Source organism: Serratia sp. H1w, assembly GCF_000633355.1.
Classification (GTDB): Bacteria; Pseudomonadota; Gammaproteobacteria; order Enterobacterales; family Enterobacteriaceae; genus Chania.
The window spans coordinates 1-16,353 of sequence record NZ_AYMQ01000117.1 but is presented as its reverse complement, the minus strand read 5'-3'; the positions used below and the strand labels follow the sequence as shown (position 1 = coordinate 16,353).

Sequence of the window (16,353 nt, the reverse complement as noted above, 5' to 3'; positions counted from 1 at the left end):
AAGAGTATTCTGGATATCAGATAGGTGATTGGCGTCACAAAAAAGGGTAGAATGCGCCGAAAGGATAGGAAAATTAGTATGATAGAGTGTTCTTGAAATCTCCTGTTACACGATATAAAGATTTAGACACTCTTTTAAAGGCAGAGTTTCACGCTAATTTTTGCTATATTTTCAATGTATGAGAAATTGAAGCACTTTAATAATAAAACGCGTTTGAGGTGGTTATGAAAAAAATTGCATGTCTTTCCGCAGTAGCAGCTTGTGTATTGGCCGTAACAGCAGGTACCGCATTTGCTGGTGAGAGCACCGTATCCGCTGGCTATGCTCAGGGTGATTTCCAAGGTGTTGCTAACAAGGCCGACGGTTTCAACCTGAAGTACCGTTATGAGTACGACAACAGCCCGCTGGGCGTGATCGGTTCTTTCACCCACTTGGAAAAGAACAACTCTGCTGACGGCTTCTACAACAAAGCACAGTACAACTCCATTACTGCAGGTCCTGCTTATCGTTTCAACGATTGGGCGAGCATCTACGGTGTGATCGGTGTGGGCTATGGTAAGTTCACTTCCAATGCTCAAGACGGTAGCGACAACAACAGCAACAGCGACTATGGCTTCAGCTATGGTGCTGGTCTGCAGTTCAACCCAATGCAGCAGGTTGCCCTGGACGTGGGTTACGAGCAGAGCCGTATCCGCAGCGTTGACGTTGGCACCTGGAACGTTGGTGTAGGTTACCGCTTCTAAGATTTCCTCATGCCTTCGGGCGTGAGCGTATGGCCTGGTTGGCCATGCCAATGAAAATCCGCCTTTTAGGGGCGGATTTTTTTTGCCTGTTATCTACGTCCAACATCGCAATGTAGGGGCGCTGCATGCTGCGCCCGTTCAGTTAATTCTTTGATTTGTCTGGCTTGCCCATTACTGAGGTTGGCTGCAATGAAAAGCGGGCGGTGCGGGGATCGCGCTCGTATCCCTGGGGTTCGGTAAGCAACTTATACAGCTCGGGCCGACGGCCGTGGATCCAGCGCCGCCCACTGCTCATCGGGATGAGCGACAAATCGAGATCGGCAGTGACCATCGTGTCCTGCGCCGCCCAGGTTTCCGACAGGATACGACCATAGGGATCCAGGATCATCGCATTGCCGGTGCGTACTTCATCATCGTCTCGCCCCACGCCGTTACTGAACAAAATAAACAGGCCATTATCATGGGCGCGGGAAGGCAGCCAGCGCAGCAGCCAGCCACGGCCACTTTCACCGCGAAAAGCCTCCTCGATCGCCGCCGGGTTTTCTTTACGTTGCAGCCATTGCGTTAGCGGTATCGGCTTCATCCCATGCGGGCTGCGCGAATGCGTTCCCCCTGTCTGGTGCGGGGCGAACAGGATATCAGCACCCAGCAGCGTGGTGGCGCGTGCGTTCTCCACCAGATTGTTGTCCCAGCAGATCAGGATCCCCATACGGACGCCCCAGGGGGTGTCAAACACGGTGAAGTCTTCGCCTTTGGCTATCAGCTGATGCTCAAACGGGTGCAGCTTGCGGTGAACATGGGTTTGGCCGTCTGGCAGGCAGACAGCATAAGAGTTGTACAACAGGCCGTCTTCGCCCAGCTCAATCAGCCCAACGCCGATGGCCATATGATACTGCTCAGCCAGCGGGCGGATGCGCGCCAGCGAAGGGCTGGTGGCGATAGGCTCGGCCAGCGCGGTAATTTCGCTGTCGGCCAGGTGGCGCACGTGCCAGTAACCGGTAATGCACATCTCCGGGAAGGCGAGGACTTGCACGTTGTCAGCGGCAGCCTGGGCGATAAAGTCTTCCATAACGCCGAGGTTATAGTTCTTGTCGTTGGCGCGGTGCTGAAATTGTACCGACGCAGCACGCAGGGGGGTGGTCATAGTAAGCTCCTGTAGTGGTTTGTTCGCTAATTACAGCAGCCGCATCGATTACTGTATAATCAATTAAAATCCTCTTTTGATAACCTGACGGAATGGATAATCGACAATTACGCGCTTTTGTTGCATTGGCCGAACTGGGGCGCTATCACCTGGCCGCTGAGCGGCTGTGCATCACCCAACCCGCGCTGAGCAAACAAATTCAAGCCATCGAGCTGCAATTAGGTACCCGCCTGTTTGAGCGAGGCCGCCAAGGAGCACAGCTGACGGCCAACGGTGAGGCGCTGTTTCCTCGGGCGCGGGAATTACTGACCCAGCATGAACAGTTTCATCAGTACCAATTACAGGTGGTAAAAGGAGAAGCCGGGCGTCTGGCGTTAGGTTTTGGCCTTTCCAGTTTTCATCTGGCACCTCAGCTGGTGGCGGCTTTTCGTCAGCGTTTTCCGCAGGTGGTGGTTGGCCTGGAGGACCTGCCTTCGGAGCGGCAATGTCAGCTGCTGTTGGCCGGTAAGTTACAGGCGGGTTTTGTGCGTTTGCCCATTCCAGCCCCTTTGCAGGCGCAGCCTTTGCTGAACGCGCGCCGCGCACCATGGCGTTGCAGGCGGAGAACCTGTTGGCGGACTTCCCGCTTTACCCTTTGTTGCAGTTGGAACCTTCGCGCGGGCGTGGTTTGAGTGAACAGGCGCTGCGTTTTATTGCGGTTCAAGGGCTGAGGGCCAACGTAGTGCAGCAGGCGGAGGATATCCAAACCTTGTTGGCGTTGGTGGCGGCGGGAATTGGTGTGGCGCTGTTGCCGCAAAGCATTGCGTTTATTGCACCGGCAGGGGTCGATATTCTGCCGTTAAGCGGCGAGCAGACGCAGTGGCAGGTGGGATTGGCCTGGGATCCGCAGCGGCCTGACGCGCTGCGGGATAATTTTGTCCAGGGGGTAACCAGCTCGCCACCGGCTTCACAATGGTCGGTATAACACTACCGTGGGTAACCCGTGGTATTCGCTGCGGTGGCTTGCCACAAAGCCGACTTTTTTTGCCAGGCCGAGCGAAGGGCGGTTTTCCGGCGAGATGATACAAACGACTTTCTCCTGCGGGAAATTATCTTTGGCCCAGACCAGCGCGGCGTTCAACGCTTCGGTGGCGTAGCCTTTGCCATGGGCGGAGGTGACTAGCGTCCAGCCCATTTCCGGTACGTCGAGAGCGGGTTGGATATCACGGTGAAAGTCTGCGAAGCCAATTCCGCCAATATAGTTACCGCTGCTTTTCTCCCGTACGGCCCAGTAACCATAGCCCAGTAATTGCCAATGGCCGATGTAGCGCAACAGGCGGCCCCAGCTGTCTTCCTTGTCGCGTGGCAGGCTACCGATATAGCGTACTACCGCAGGATCGGCCCACATGGCGGCCAAATCGTCAAAATCTTCCAGCCGGTGGGCGTCCAAGATCAGGCGCTCGGTGATCAACGTGGGGGCAGCGATATGGCGGGTCATGGCTCTCTTCCTGAATAAGGGAAAGGCGTTGCCGGAGCAACGCCTCAGATGCCAACTACTGTAGCCGAACTGCTTTGGCTCAAGCAATACCGGGAATTTACACTGCCAGCCACAGCAGCCAGGTAAACGCAAAACCACTCAACCCGAGCAGGGTGGTTAATACCGTCCAGGTTTTCAGGCCATCGGCCACCGAAAGGCCCAGGTATTTAGTAACGATCCAGAAACCGGAATCGTTCACGTGGGACAACCCCAGGCCGCCGAAGCAGGTGGCTAGCGTGATCAGTACCAGCTGCATCGGGTTAAGCCCGATAACCGCTTCGGACAATAGCCCACCGGTGGTCAGGATGGCGACGGTAGCCGAGCCTTGCGAGGCACGCAGTGCCAGCGAGATGATAAACGCGGCCGGGATCAGCGGCAGGCCAATCGTGGTCAGCACATCTGCCAATGCTTTACCTACGCCGGACTCAACCAACACCTTGCCAAACACGCCGCCCGCACCGGTAACCAGGATCACCACCGCTGCGGTAGGCAATGCACCTGCCATCACGTCGCTGGTATGTTGCAGTGTCCAACCCCGGCGGATAGCCAGAAAATAGAACGCCAGCCCCAGGGCAATCATCAGCGCAACGGCCGGAGAGCCGATTAACGAGAACGGGTCGCGCAATGCAGAACCGGGCTCCAGCAGGGTTGCTGAAACGGTACCCAACATGATGATAGCGATCGGAATAGCGATCAGCGCGGCAATCAACCCGGCACTCGGTGGGTTGATTCTATCACTGAGAGGAGCCTTATCTTCCGGAGCCGGCTCCGGTGCGGCAAGTTGGAACTGTTCCAATACTTCTATAGAAAGCGGATAGGTTTTACGGTTGAGATATTTAGCGGCAAAGTAGCCAATAATACCGACCGGGATACAGACGATCAGGCCGATAATGGTCAGCCAGCCGATATCGGCATTCAGCAGCCCCGCAGCCGCTACCGGGCCAGGGTGTGGCGGCAGCGCGACGTGAACGGCTAACATTACCCCAGCCATCGGCAGGCCAAATTTCACCGGCGAGACTTTGGCGACTTTGGCAAAACCGTAGATGATCGGGGCCAGGATAATAAAGCCGACGTCAAAGAATACTGGGATGCCGAGGATAAATGCGGCAATCGTCAGGGCCGCAATGGTGTGCTTCGGACCCATGGCTTTGCTGAAACGTTGTGCCAGCGATTCGGCACCGCCAGAGTGTTCGATCATTCTGCCCAGCATGGCGCCCAGACCGATGATAATCGTCACCGATCCGAGTACGCCGCCCATGCCGGCAGTCATCACTTTCATTACTTCACCGGTGGGTATTCCGCTGGCAAGCGCGACCAGCAGGCTGACCACCAGCAGGGCGACAAACGGCTGAATTTTAGCCTTGATCACCATCAGCAGGAGCAGCACCACACCCAATACGGCAATAAGCAGGAGCATAGAAGTCGACATAGCATAGCCTTTATTCAGGTAAGAGTCCGGCACCGCGATCGCCCTTGGGCGATACGGGTGCGTTTAATTTTTATGTTGTTGAAAACTGGTGTTGACGCTACAAACGCGAGATCACAGGTAAGGTTTCACCCAACCCAGGCCCGCCGTTGTTTCCCCACGGGGTTTATATTCACAACCGATCCAGCCTTGGTAACCTACCTTGTCCAATTGGGCGAATAACCAAGGATAATTCAGTTCACCGTCATCCGGTTCATTACGGTCTGGCACTGAGGCGATTTGGATATGGGCATAGCGCCCGGCAAGCGTTGCGATCAGATTGCCGATATTGCCGTCCACCAGCTGTGCATGGAAGAAGTCGAACTGAATAAACACGTTCGGGCGATCGATCGCGGCCACCAAGTCAGCCGCCTGATGCTGGCTGGAGAACAGGTAGTTGGGTTTGATCGGTGGGCTGAGCGCTTCGATCAACACCTTGATGCCGTGAGGAGCAAAGGTGTCGGCGGCGTAACGGATATTGCTGATAAAGGTTTCCCGATAGCGGGCAATATCTTCCCCTGGTGGCACGACGCCAGCCATCACGTGAACGTTAGGACACTTGAGGGCAATAGCGTATGCCAGAGCACGATCGATATCCGCACGGGCATCCTGCTCGCGGCCCGGCAATGCCGCCAGCCCCCATTCGCCTGCGCCAATATCGCCCGGGGCGGTATTGAACAGCACCTGCTGCAAGCCGTTTTGTTGCAGTTTCTCCGCCAGTTGCTCGGCGGGATAGTCGTAAGGGAACAGGAATTCTACCGCTTTAAATCCGGCTGCAGCGGCAGCCTCAAAACGATCCAGAAACGCGTGCTCGGTAAACATCATTGATAAATTGGCTGCAAATTTAGGCATGGTTCAGCTCCGTAACTCGGCAATTTCATCATCGGTTAAATAGCGAATTGGGCGGTTGCCGAGGGTGAAAATCAGCTTGGCCGCATCTTCCATTTCTTCGGTATTGTTCGCGGCTTCCCGCAGGCTCTCGCCGGTGACCACGGGCCCGTGGTTCGCCAACAGGAAAGCCTTGTAGCTCGGGGCCAGCTTGCCCAGGTCTTCCGCCAGCCGCAGATCGCCGGGACGGTAGTAAGGCACGACTGGCACCTGACCGACGCGCATCACCACATAAGGGGTGAAGGGTTTGATGGCATTTTCCGTATCCAGCCCTTGCAGACAGGAAAGTGCGGTCAGATAGGTGCAATGCAGATGGACCACCGCTTTGCACGCCGGGTTGTGCTGGTACAGCGCGCGGTGAAAACTGATCTCTTTCGAAGGCTTGTCGCCGGAGATCCAGTCACCGCTCAGGCTGACTTTCGACAGTTTGTCCGCCTGCAACTCCCCCAGGCAAGAGCCGGTAGGGGTAGCCAGCAGCGTTCCGTCTGGCAACAACAGCGAAAGGTTGCCCGCTGAACCGGTAGCGTAACCGCGCTGGAAGAACGAAGCCCCCAGGCTTACCATCTCTTCCCTTGCCAGCCGTTCAGCGTCAGCGTTAATTGTCATACAGGAAACTCCGTTTGTGCTCTGGCGAAAAAGTTTTCATCGCCGAAATTTCCCGATTTCAGGGCCAGTGATACCGGTTGTTCGATAGCGCGTACCCAAGGCACGCCTGGTGAAATACAAGGGCCGATATGGAAGCCACGGATCCCTAATGCCTGGGTGACCACGCCAGAGGTTTCACCACCGGCCACGATAAAGCGGCTGAAGCCCTGTTGGTGCAAGCGTTTGACCACCTCGGCAAACAGGGCTTCTACCGCCAGGCTGGCGGCTTCGGTACCGTACTGTTGCTGGGTTTGATGCAACTGTTCCGGCTCGGCGGTGGCGTACAATAATGGAGCCAGCGTGTTAGCGGACTGTTGCTCCACCCAGCCACTTAACTCAGCTGCGTAAGCACTGCGGTCGTCTGCGTTGATACAGCGCGCAACATCGATACTTTGCGCTGGGGCCTGTTGACGATAGCGTGCCACCTGCTTGTTGGTCATGGTGGAGCAGGAGCCGGAAAGCACCACGGCTTTCTCTCCCTGCGGCGCTCCAGCCGATTGGGCCTTTTGCTGGCCCGGCTGCGCCCATTGGCGGGCAATGCCGATCGCCAGCCCTGAACCGCCGGTGACTAGCTTCATGGTTTTCAGCGCTTCGCCCTGAGTGAGCAGATGCTGTTCATTGAGGGTATCCAATACTGCGTAGCGTATGCCCTGTTGTGCCAGTCGTTGCAGTTTGTCCTGTACCGCAGCGACTCCACGATCCATTTCTGCCGCGTTGACCAGCCCACAGCGCCCGGTGGCCTGCGCCTCCATCAGCCGCATCAGATTACTGTCGGTCATTGGTGTCACCGGATGGTTACGCATACCAGACTCTGACAGCAACTGATCCATGACGAACAGGTAGCCCTGATACACCGTGCGGCCATTCACCGGCAGTGCCGGAGAGATCACCGTTTGCTGTTCACCTAATGCATCGAGCAAGGCGTCGGTGACCGGCCCGATATTGCCCTGGGCCGTACTGTCGAAGGTGGAACAGTATTTAAAATAGAACTGGCGGCAGCCCTGGCGTTGTAACCAGGCCAACGCCTGCAATGACTGCTCAACCGCCTGGTCAACCGGGCAAGAGCGGGATTTCAGGCTGATCACCACCGCCTGCGAGTCGACAGGAGTATCATCCTGCGGTACGCCATTGAGCTGGACCGTAGGCAAACCGTTTTCCACCAGGAAACTGGCGATATCGGTGGCCCCGGTAAAGTCGTCTGCAATCACTCCGAGTAACATGATCAATGCTCCTTATTCTTGGGGAGTTCGATCCCGGCGAAGATCTTGATCACTGCGCTGTCATCTTCTTTGCCGAAACCGGCGTTGCTGGCAGAAGTGAACATATTGAATGCCGTAGAGGCCAATGGCAGTGGGAAATGCAGCGCCTTGGCGGTATCAGCCACCAGCCCAAGATCCTTGACGAAGATATCTACCGCAGATTTTGGCGAGTAGTCACCGTCCACGACGTGGCGCATGCGGTTTTCAAACATCCAGGAGTTGCCTGCGGCGTTGGTGACCACATCGTACATTACGTCCAGTGGGATACCGGCGCGGGCGGCCAGCGCCATCGCTTCAGCACCGGCGGCAATATGTACGCCCGCCAACAATTGGTGGATGATTTTTACCGTCGCGCCCAGGCCGATCTCGTCGCCGATGCGATACACTTTCCCGGCGACGGCATCCAGCACCGGTTGCAACTGGGCAAAGGTGCTCTCACTACCCGAAGCCATCACGGTCATTTCGCCAGCCGCTGCCTTGGCGGCACCGCCGGAAACCGGGGCATCAAGCATCGGTAGGTTATAAGCCTGTAATTTCTGTTCGATCTCTTTGGCATCGGCAGCCGCAATGGTAGAGGACACCATCACCGGCGTATTGGGTTTGAGCTGTGCGGCCAGGCCGTTATCGCCGAACAGGATCTGTTTTACCTGGTTGGCGTTAACCACCAATAGCAGCACCGCATCCAGATCGGCGGCAAAATCTGCTGCGCTGGTGGCGGCCTGCTTGGCGCCAGCCTGCTGTAGCGCGGCCAATGCCTGAGGATTGAGATCGACGCCATAGGTCGTCAGCCCGGCATTGATGCATGATGTGGCCGCACCCATCCCCATAGACCCCAAACCGACGATACAAACTGCATAGTTTCCTGGTTGTGCCATGATGTACCTCTGTTAATTTTAGTGATTATTTGTTTTGATGTGTTAAATGTAAGCGTTATTGGCGGCAATATCGGTGATCGTCTTCACAATTATTAACAATGTAATTTACGGGCGTAAAAACGGTTACCGTTGCTAACACAATGCTTTTAAATGTTTTTTATGATTATGACCGGCTTCACAGCCTGAAAAGCTTTGCTTCCGCAGCACGAAAATTGACGTAAAATCACAATTATTATCATCGCAGTCTGAAAAAAGGGGGAACTGTGATACCTGTTGAACGCCACCAACAAATTTTGGCGCTGGTGTCCGAGCGCGGTGCAGTCAGCATTGCTGAGCTGACCGAAAGGCTGGGTGTCTCGCACATGACCATCCGGCGCGATCTGCAAAAGCTGGAGGAGCAGGGCAGTGTCTTGCCGGTCTCCGGTGGCGTGCAGTCGGCCGAGCGAGTGGCGATTGAGCCTTCGCATCAGGATAAGGAAGGGATGTTCAGCCAGCAGAAAGCCGCCATCGGGCAGTTGGCGGCACGGCAGATCCCGGCTAACAGCTGCATTTATCTGGATGCAGGCACCACCACGTTGGCCCTGGCTCGCCAGCTCGGCGATCGTGATGATATCACCGTAGTCACCAACGATTTTGTTATCGCCGCCTATTTGCTCGAACATAGCCAGTGCAAGCTGATCCATACCGGCGGCACGGTATGCCGGGAAAACCGTTCCTGCGTGGGGGCCGCGGCGGCTCAGGCGTTGCGCAATCTGTTTATCGATCTGGCCTTTATCTCTGCCTCCTCATGGAGTATGCGCGGTTTGTCTACGCCCAGCGAGGATAAGGTAATGGTAAAAAAAGCCATCGTTGAGGCCAGCCGCCGGCGCATTTTGCTGAGTGATACCTCCAAGTACGGCAAGGTGGCGACCTATCTGGCGTTGCCCATTACGGTATTTGAAGTGATTATCACCGATAATCATCTGCCAGAAGCGGCGCGTGAGGCGATTATGCAGGCGAATATTACGCTGCTTACGGCGGTGGAATGAGCTAAGAACCCGCTAAACCTGTTGATTTTTAATGACAAAAGTTATCAATACCCGCCAAATTTCTCTATTTTTCAGCAAGGTAAGATCTTGGCGGGTGTTAAATCTGCGATATTTTTACATTAAAACAGACGCTTGTAGTGAACGCCACGATACTTTCCTCTTAAAAATTATTTTTAGCAAAACAAAAATCTAACCTTGTGGAATTTCACCAATCAATATATCAATAGCTAACATGTTTCTATAACCTTTGTTTTGGTCATGAGAAAATTCTTATTCCAGGGAGAAGGAAAAATGCCAAAACTTGATTATAGCTACACGCGGTCTCTTTACCAGGGATATACAGCGTTCACGAAAGTATGCTGCTTCAATATAATTTAATGATTTTATTAACTATTGATGCCAGCGCTGTCTGTTTTTATTGTGAAAGCCGTGAATAACATGAAATATAGATTTAACGACCGCATTATCTTTGATGTTGATACCGGAACGCTGAGTCTGAGCGATCTGTTTGATGATTCTGTTACCATCTCCAACCCATCCAAACGCCTGCTACAGTTGCTGATCACCTACCAGGGTGATGCCGTGAGCCGTGAAGTGATCTTCAAAAAGGTTTGGGATGATTACGGCATGGTCTCCAGCAACAATAATCTCAACCAGTGCGTGAGCAAGCTGCGTCGGGTGATCAAGGCGTTGGGCATTGATGGCGAGGTGATCGTCACGGTTCCCAAGGTGGGTTTTATGCTACACAGCGAAATCCAGGTCGAGTCTTGTGAAGATGAAAAGAGGACGGCGGCCTTAGCAGCTGAACCGCCTCAATCAACCACTGACCCTGTACCGGTAACGGCTGCATTAGGCAGACTGTTTTCCCGGAGTTGCTTGCGTTATAGCTGGGGGCTGGTGGGTTTTGTGTGCGTGGTGTTGGCCGGTATTGCGCTCTATGTCTTCAATCAGAACATCCGGCAAGAGAGTTATCTGGGCAAATCGGGTAACTGCGCGGTATTTATGTCGAACTCCACGGTTCAGGTTGATCCGACCTTCAGCGATGATGTGCTGATGCAGGTGGCAAAGCAAAAAATCCAATGCCAGCCGGATGAATACCTGTTGCTGATGCGCGGCAATCAGGTGAAGTCGTATATTTCCGGCATTTCACGGCTGTTTTTCCTCCGTTGCAAGATCCTGCGTGAGCATAAGATTGAAATTTGCGCGGGTCTGGAAAGTGAATCTTCCTTTTAATCACCGGGTGCCAGTTCCCTCACCTTCATCCTAACCCTCTCCCACTGGGAGAGGGGACTGAACGAGCTACATTTTTTCTTCTGTATCTGGCCTTAACATAGGCCCAGCATGTGACCCCCTGCGCAGTACCACGTTACCTTTCAACGACACTAATTCCTACAGATTAACTCCTGCACCTGGCCTCGACAGGGGCGAGCATGCGGAGCCCTTCGTAGCACCACATTACCTGCCAATGACGCCGAACTGGCTCCCTCTCACTAAAGGATAAGGTTAGGGTGAGGGTCGATATGGCAAGCATATGGCAATTTTTCAATAGCCAAAACGCGGCTGAATAATATTGGGGGTATGGCGGTTAATTTTAGCGCAAATCACTCTAGGACTATTCTGCTAACACCTTTATGTAACCGGAGTTTATATCCTTAAATTGCTTTTAAAAAGATTAAAAATAGAATTTAAAACTAAACATTCCACATTTACTAGTTAATGATTATTTTCCTGATAATTTGAGTTGGGATTTTTCTCGTCAAGTAGGGCGACGGGAACCTTCTCGTTACCTGGCGGTTCTTGATGTTATCCCGCTAGCAACTGGCGTTACCGGAGTGAGTGGGGATGACGACGCTCGGCACATTTAACGGACAATTATAGAAATCTATAACTTAGGGAGTTTTACCATGAAAAAAATCACACTGGCTCTGGCAATCGTTTCTGCATTCGCAGTAGTAGGCACCGCTCAGGCAGCTGAAGTCACCGCACAAGCGATGGCTACCTGGTCTGCAACCGCGAAGAAAGATACCACCAGCAAGTTGGTTGTGACGCCAATCGGCAGCCTGTCTTTCCAGTATGCTGAAGGTATCAAAGGCTTCAACAGCCAGAAAGGGCTGTTCGACGTGACTATCGAGGGCGAAGGAACCGCAACCGATTTTAAACTGACCTCTAAACTGGTTTCCAATACGCTGACTCAGTTGGACACTTCAGGTTCTACCCTGGACGTGGGTGTTAGCTACAATGGTGCTGTCGTAGATAAAACCACTGAAACTACCATGATCGACGTCGCTGCTGGCGTTTTGGGCGGAAACCTGAGCGCATTGTCTAGCGCTTATAACACCTCAGCCCGCACCAGCGCGCAAGACCAGTTCAACTTCAGCATCATCGGCGCAACTACCGATGGCACCACCGCTGTGACTGACTTCAGCACCCTGCCTGAAGGTATCTGGAGCGGTGACGTGAGCGTAGAGTTCAACGCTACCTGGACTACCGCATAATCGTTTCTCCAGAGTAATGCGTCTAGCAGGGGGGAAACCCCCTGTTTTTGTCTGCCATGGATTGTGGAATACCGCTATGAATCGTTTCTATTTTTCTATTCCCCTGTTGCTGTCTTTGTGCCCAAGCGCTTTTGCGTTGGATGTTGGTGCAGTCAGTTCCTTTATGCCCAGCAATGCCGCGACGTTGAGTAAAGAAATTAAAAATACTACGGATAACGGCCGTCTGGTGAATATAAAAGTAGAACGGATTTCTAACCCGACAGAATCAGGCACCGTGATCCCGATGGGGTCGAAAGATGAGATGTTATTGTCGCCTGCCAGCCTGATGATGCCAGCCAACGCCCGGGATGTGATCCGCTTTTACTACAAGGGGCCAGAAGATAACCAAGAGCGTTATTACCGTATTGTCTGGTTGGATCAGGCATTAACGGAGGCGGGGCAGAATACGGCTAAACGCAATGGCGTTGCCACAACCTCGGCACGCATTGGCACCATTTTGGTGGTGACGCCGCGCCAGGTTAATTTTAACCATCAGTTTGCCAATAACAAAGTCACTAATACCGGCAATGCCACGTTCAAAATGGTGGCCTATGGCGTGTGTAAAAACAAACAGGAAGGCAGCAACTGTAAGGAAAATTACTTTGTCATGCCAGGCAAGGATCGTGGCCTGTCCAAAGTGGATATTAACGATAAGAAAAGCCACGTAGCGCTTTGGTATGGAGAGCAGTTTATTCAAGTCAAATAGGACACTGCTGGGCTGCTACGGGATGTTGCAGTAAAGGGATGCATAAGAGTTCAAGGAGTTCGACGTGAAACTAGCACGGGATAGTGCATTACTCAAGATTTCGATAGCCGTGGGAATGAGCGTTATTCCTGCCGTTATGATCCCTGGACAGACTGCCGTCGCCGCCGGGTTGACCCAGGTTGACGGTGTGCTGATCCCGCAAACTTTCAGCATGGCGTTGCGTGAGGGGATGAGTATCCCGCTATTACTGCACTTTGAAAAGAACAGCGGCCTGAAAGACGATCAGCGAATTGGCCATGCGTTATTACTGCTCGAAAATAACCAATTGAAAATCAGTAACATTACTTTGGAAGAGAATGACGGTGGAGCACAGTTGACGGCAGCGATCGCCAAGCAGCTCGATGCGCTCAAGAACGTTGATTTTGATGACAAGCAGAAGATCGCGTTGTCGGATGACGCCTGGCTGGCATTGGACTTTCGCCAGTTAAACCTGCAATTAGTGGTGAAAGAATCGGCCATGGGCACGGTATTCCGTGAGCGCTCCAGCGATATTGGTGCGTCGAGCGTTGATGCCATCAGCAGTACTCTGACCTATAACCTGGGCGTCTATGACAACCGTAGCAAAGCCAGTGAAGGTTTCACCTCCAGCTACCTATCGTTGAATAACGTCACTTCTCTGCGTGAGCATCACGTGGAAGTGAACGGCTCTATCTATGGCATTGGCAGCAGCAACCAGGATTCCACGTTATATAAATTGATGTATGAGCGTGATTTTTCAGGGCGACGCTTTGCCGCAGGCATGCTTGACAGTTGGAACCTTCAGTCGCTGGGGCCAGTGACTACCATCAACTCCAGTAAAATCTACGGTCTGTCTTATGGTAACCGGGCCAGTTCGACGGTGTTTGATAACACACAATCGCTCACTCCCATTGTTGCCTTCTTCCCGTCGGCCGGTGAGGTTCACCTGTCGCGCGATGGCCGCTTACTCAGCGTGCAGAATTTCGCCATGGGTAACCATGAGGTGGATACCGGCAATCTGCCCTTTGGTATTTACGATGTGCAGGTTGAGGTGGTGGTTAATGGGCAGGTGATTAATCGCCGTACCCAGCGCGTGAATAAACTCTACAGTCCGGTTCACGCCGCTGGTGCGCCACTGTTCTGGCAATACTGGGGCGGTATGGTACGTATGGAGGAGTGGCGTGGTGACAATCAACGCCGCCGTGAGGCTAAAGACGCTTATTTGCTGGGGGCTTCTGCCGCGGGCAATTTATCTCGTTTGAACTGGGCGTTGTCCGGCTATTCGCTGGACGGGACTTCGGTCGCGGAAGGTCGCTTAAGCATACCGATTACCGAAACTATCCAGGTGAGTACGCAGAGTATGGGGGCGACAGACAGCTCCTGGAGCCTGGTCACGACCGTGAGTGCGTCACTGCCCGGCGGCTTCAGCACGATATGGGCTAACGAAGAAAAAACGGTGATTGGTAGCCGGTTACGTCAGAACGATGCCCATAATCGGGCCATCGGCGGCTCGTTGAATCTGGGCGCTATCGTGCCCAAACTCGGCACACTCAGCATGAGCTACAACGATGACAAGAGAAACGACAGTCATTATTACAACGTCGATTACTACCAAAGCCTGTTTACTGGCCGTTACGGCACCTTGGGAATACGCGCCGGGGTACAGCGCTATAACAATGGCAATTCTGGGGGCAACACCGGTAAGTATGTCGCACTCGACTTCTCGTTGCCGCTGGGCAACTGGTTCAGCGCCGGGGTTTCCAATCAGAATGGCTATACCACGGCCAATATTGCGGCACGTAAAGAGATCGCCGATGGGCCGATCCGTACCGTAGGTGCCAACCTGTCACGAGCCATCTCTGGAGATACTAACGGGGATAACAGCTTTAATGGCGGTGCTTATGCCCGTTTTGACACTAAATACTCCACCGGTACGGTCAACGTGAGCAGTTCCGCAGATGGTTACGTGAATACCAGCCTGACCGCCAACGGCAGCGTCGGCTGGCAGGGACGGCACATCGCGGCGAGCGGGCGTAGTGAAGGCAACTCGGGAATTATTATCAATACCGGTCTGGAAAACGACGGCATGCTGACTGCCCGCGTGGATGGCCGCGTCGTCAAACTGACCGGTGACAAGAACTACCTGCCGTTGTCGCCGTATGGCCAGTACGTGGTTGAACTCATGAACAACAAGAACTCGGCGGAAAGCTTCGATATCGTCACCAAACGCAAAAGCAACCTGACGCTATACCCTGGCAACGTGGCCGTAATCGAACCGCAAATCAAACAGATGGTGACGGTATTTGGCCGCATCAAGGCGGAGGATGGCACGTTGTTGGCCCACGCCAATATTAACAACCACATCGGGCGAACCCGCACGGATGCCAAGGGAGAGTTTGTGATGGATGTCGATAAGAAATTCCCGGTGATCGATTTTAGCTACAGCATGAACAAAACCTGTGAGGTAGCGCTGGATTTGAGTAAGGCACAAGGTGCCGTCTGGGTTGGTGACGTAGTGTGCCGCGGCCTGAAATCTTATGCCAACCGCGATCAAACAGGAGAAATGGCTAATGAAGGATAAATGCGCAGGTTTGGCACTCTTGATTGGTGGGCTGACGATCAGTTGCTCGGCGCTGGCGGTTAACCCGACCAATCTTGGCGATGCTGCGGCGATGAAGTTTGTCTTTGTTGAGAACAATGCGGACGATGACTTCTTTGTTACCCCGGCTGGGGGACTTGATCCGCGTATGACCGGTGCCAATAAATGGACCGGGCTGAAATATGGCGGCTCGGGTACCATTTACCAACAGAGCCTGGGCTACGTCGATAATGGCTATAACTATGGGCTGACAGCTAACAACCGCTTTGATATGTGGCTGGAAAATGCGCCGATTAAAAATCCGTTCCTTGGCCTGCGCTGTATTAACTGGTATGCCGGTTGTGACATGGATACCAGCCTGATTTTGCCAGAAACGACCGATGAGAAGGGGTTCTACGGTGCGGTGGTCACTTCCGGTGGTGCCAAATGGATGCACGGGATGATGTCCCCAAGTTTTTACCAGTACCTTAAGCAGATGGGCACTGGCAATTCATTCAGCATGCAGATTAACGGTTGCCAAACCAACGTTGTTTACAGTGCCAGCAATGGTGAGCGTTGCCAGGATCAGGCTCGTGGTACCTGGTATCGGCGTAATGTGACACACAGCAAGGCGGCCCACCTGCGCTTTATTAATACCAATGCGGTATCGGAAGTGTTTGTTAACAGTGATGGGATACCGATCATCGGCGAAGGTAATGCGGACTGCAAGAACCAGACCATTGGTGCCCGCAGCGGCATCATGTGCAAAATGGTCAGCTACGATCTGCAAACCGATGGCAGCGTCAGCAACACCTCCATCCATATTTTCCCATCAATCAACCATGCGGCACTGGAATCGGCAGCTGCTGCGGCCGATCTGCAGTTCAGTTTGAACGGTAATAATTGGAAAAATACCTCGGGTACTGGCAGCTACTATACCCGTGATCATTGAAG

The 16,353-nt window shown here is 53.4% G+C and carries 15 protein-coding genes and 1 pseudogene; 9 read left to right on the top strand and 7 right to left on the bottom strand.

All coding sequences use genetic code 11. The features are described from left to right. Positions 1 to 224 precede the first annotated feature (224 nt). Positions 225 to 743 (top strand): outer membrane protein OmpX, encoded by a 519-nt coding sequence (gene ompX / locus U869_RS0124970; protein ID WP_025122938.1) that lies wholly within the window; start codon positions 225 to 227, stop codon positions 741 to 743. Between the two features lie 142 nt (positions 744 to 885). Here ompX and U869_RS0124965 read toward each other — a convergent pair whose 3' ends face one another. Beyond that, positions 886 to 1,887, bottom strand: coding sequence for a nitrilase family protein (locus U869_RS0124965; protein ID WP_025122939.1), 1,002 nt, complete (start codon positions 1,885 to 1,887; stop codon positions 886 to 888). 92 nt (positions 1,888 to 1,979) lie between these two features. On the opposite strand from U869_RS0124965, the gene U869_RS29670 reads away from it, so the two are divergent. Continuing rightward, entirely contained in the window at positions 1,980 to 2,558 is a 579-nt protein-coding gene (locus tag U869_RS29670; protein ID WP_369795615.1) for a LysR family transcriptional regulator, read from the top strand. Then, positions 2,555 to 2,851: a LysR substrate-binding domain-containing protein gene (locus U869_RS32920; protein ID WP_369795614.1), complete on the top strand. Its 297-nt coding sequence runs from the start codon at positions 2,555 to 2,557 to the stop codon at positions 2,849 to 2,851. The genes U869_RS29670 and U869_RS32920 overlap by 4 nt, the downstream gene beginning before the upstream one ends. Here the strand turns inward: U869_RS32920 and U869_RS0124955 are convergent. The 6 genes from U869_RS0124955 to ltnD form a co-directional block, all read right to left on the bottom strand. Beyond that, the gene (locus tag U869_RS0124955) at positions 2,834 to 3,364 is read right to left on the bottom strand and encodes a GNAT family N-acetyltransferase (protein WP_025122940.1); all 531 of its coding nucleotides are present in this window, start codon (positions 3,362 to 3,364) and stop codon (positions 2,834 to 2,836) included. The genes U869_RS32920 and U869_RS0124955 overlap by 18 nt on opposite strands. A gap of 97 nt (positions 3,365 to 3,461) precedes the next feature. Next, positions 3,462 to 4,832: a GntP family transporter gene (locus tag U869_RS0124950; protein WP_025122941.1), complete on the bottom strand. Its 1,371-nt coding sequence runs from the start codon at positions 4,830 to 4,832 to the stop codon at positions 3,462 to 3,464. A gap of 111 nt (positions 4,833 to 4,943) precedes the next feature. Next, entirely contained in the window at positions 4,944 to 5,720 is a 777-nt protein-coding gene (locus tag U869_RS0124945; protein WP_025122942.1) for an HPr family phosphocarrier protein, read from the bottom strand. 3 nt (positions 5,721 to 5,723) lie between these two features. Next, a complete protein-coding gene (gene otnC / locus U869_RS0124940) occupies positions 5,724 to 6,362 on the bottom strand; it encodes a 3-oxo-tetronate 4-phosphate decarboxylase (protein ID WP_029988215.1) in 639 nt (212 codons plus the stop codon). After that, on the bottom strand, positions 6,359 to 7,621 hold the full coding sequence (otnK, locus tag U869_RS0124935; protein WP_025122944.1) for a 3-oxo-tetronate kinase: 1,263 nt from the start codon (positions 7,619 to 7,621) through the stop codon (positions 6,359 to 6,361). The genes otnC and otnK overlap by 4 nt, the downstream gene beginning before the upstream one ends. 2 nt (positions 7,622 to 7,623) lie before the next feature. Further along, on the bottom strand, positions 7,624 to 8,535 hold the full coding sequence (ltnD, locus tag U869_RS0124930; RefSeq protein ID WP_025122945.1) for an L-threonate dehydrogenase: 912 nt from the start codon (positions 8,533 to 8,535) through the stop codon (positions 7,624 to 7,626). Positions 8,536 to 8,798: 263 nt separating this feature from the next. On the opposite strand from ltnD, the gene ygbI reads away from it, so the two are divergent. The 6 genes and pseudogenes from ygbI to U869_RS0124900 form a co-directional block, all read left to right on the top strand. After that, positions 8,799 to 9,563, top strand: coding sequence for a DNA-binding transcriptional repressor YgbI (gene ygbI, locus U869_RS0124925; protein WP_025122946.1), 765 nt, complete (start codon positions 8,799 to 8,801; stop codon positions 9,561 to 9,563). A gap of 438 nt (positions 9,564 to 10,001) precedes the next feature. Next, a complete protein-coding gene (locus tag U869_RS0124920) occupies positions 10,002 to 10,796 on the top strand; it encodes a winged helix-turn-helix domain-containing protein (protein ID WP_025122947.1) in 795 nt (264 codons plus the stop codon). Between the two features lie 671 nt (positions 10,797 to 11,467). Further along, a complete protein-coding gene (locus U869_RS0124915) occupies positions 11,468 to 12,058 on the top strand; it encodes a common pilus major fimbrillin subunit EcpA (RefSeq protein ID WP_025122948.1) in 591 nt (196 codons plus the stop codon). Between the two features lie 76 nt (positions 12,059 to 12,134). Then, entirely contained in the window at positions 12,135 to 12,803 is a 669-nt protein-coding gene (locus U869_RS0124910; protein ID WP_025122949.1) for a hypothetical protein, read from the top strand. Between the two features lie 115 nt (positions 12,804 to 12,918). Continuing rightward, a complete protein-coding gene (locus tag U869_RS0124905) occupies positions 12,919 to 15,402 on the top strand; it encodes a fimbrial biogenesis outer membrane usher protein (RefSeq protein ID WP_029988217.1) in 2,484 nt (827 codons plus the stop codon). Further along, positions 15,392 to 16,339: pseudogene (locus U869_RS0124900) on the top strand (hypothetical protein); the annotation flags it as partial. The gene U869_RS0124905 and the pseudogene U869_RS0124900, both read left to right, overlap by 11 nt. Between the last annotated feature and the right edge of the window lie 14 nt (positions 16,340 to 16,353).